Consider the following 1,435-nt stretch of genomic DNA (forward strand, 5'->3'; position numbering starts at 1 on the left):
GGGCACTAGGGCGGGGGCGACCACCACACGGCGGTCAACGGCTCCTTAGAAAGGAGGTGATCCAGCCGCACCTTCCGGTACGGCTACCTTGTTACGACTTAGTCCCAATCGCCAGTCCCACCTTCGACGGCTCCCTCCCACAAGGGGTTAGGCCACCGGCTTCGGGTGTTACCAACTTTCGTGACTTGACGGGCGGTGTGTACAAGGCCCGGGAACGTATTCACCGCAGCGTTGCTGATCTGCGATTACTAGCGACTCCGACTTCATGAGGTCGAGTTGCAGACCTCAATCCGAACTGAGACCGGCTTTTTGGGATTAGCTCCACCTCACAGTATCGCAACCCTTTGTACCGGCCATTGTAGCATGCGTGAAGCCCAAGACATAAGGGGCATGATGATTTGACGTCATCCCCACCTTCCTCCGAGTTGACCCCGGCAGTCTCCTATGAGTCCCCACCATCACGTGCTGGCAACATAGAACGAGGGTTGCGCTCGTTGCGGGACTTAACCCAACATCTCACGACACGAGCTGACGACAACCATGCACCACCTGTCCACCGACCCCGAAGGGAAACCCCATCTCTGGGGCGGTCCGGTGAATGTCAAGCCTTGGTAAGGTTCTTCGCGTTGCATCGAATTAATCCGCATGCTCCGCCGCTTGTGCGGGCCCCCGTCAATTCCTTTGAGTTTTAGCCTTGCGGCCGTACTCCCCAGGCGGGGCACTTAATGCGTTAGCTACGGCGCGGAAAACGTGGAATGTCCCCCACACCTAGTGCCCAACGTTTACGGCATGGACTACCAGGGTATCTAATCCTGTTCGCTCCCCATGCTTTCGCTCCTCAGCGTCAGTAACAGCCCAGAGACCTGCCTTCGCCATCGGTGTTCCTCCTGATATCTGCGCATTTCACCGCTACACCAGGAATTCCAGTCTCCCCTACTGCACTCTAGTCTGCCCGTACCCACTGCAGACCCGGGGTTGAGCCCCGGGCTTTCACAGCAGACGCGACAAACCGCCTACGAGCTCTTTACGCCCAATAATTCCGGACAACGCTTGCGCCCTACGTATTACCGCGGCTGCTGGCACGTAGTTAGCCGGCGCTTCTTCTGCAGGTACCGTCACTTTCGCTTCTTCCCTACTGAAAGAGGTTTACAACCCGAAGGCCGTCATCCCTCACGCGGCGTCGCTGCATCAGGCTTCCGCCCATTGTGCAATATTCCCCACTGCTGCCTCCCGTAGGAGTCTGGGCCGTGTCTCAGTCCCAGTGTGGCCGGTCACCCTCTCAGGCCGGCTACCCGTCGTCGCCTTGGTGAGCCATTACCCCACCAACAAGCTGATAGGCCGTGAGCCCATCCAAAACCAGTAAAACCCTTTCCACCACCCACCATGCGGTGGACAGTAGTATCCAGTATTAGACCCGGTTTCCCAGGCTTATCCC

1 rRNA gene is annotated in these 1,435 nt (G+C 58.0%); it reads right to left on the reverse strand.

Annotated features, from left to right (window positions below):
* Positions 1 to 49: 49 nt before the first annotated feature.
* A 16S ribosomal RNA gene (locus tag ABD220_RS17905) occupies positions 50 to 1,435 on the reverse strand; the annotation flags it as partial.

The organism is Kocuria aegyptia (assembly GCF_039530085.1).
Lineage (GTDB): Bacteria > Actinomycetota > Actinomycetes > Actinomycetales > Micrococcaceae > Kocuria > Kocuria aegyptia.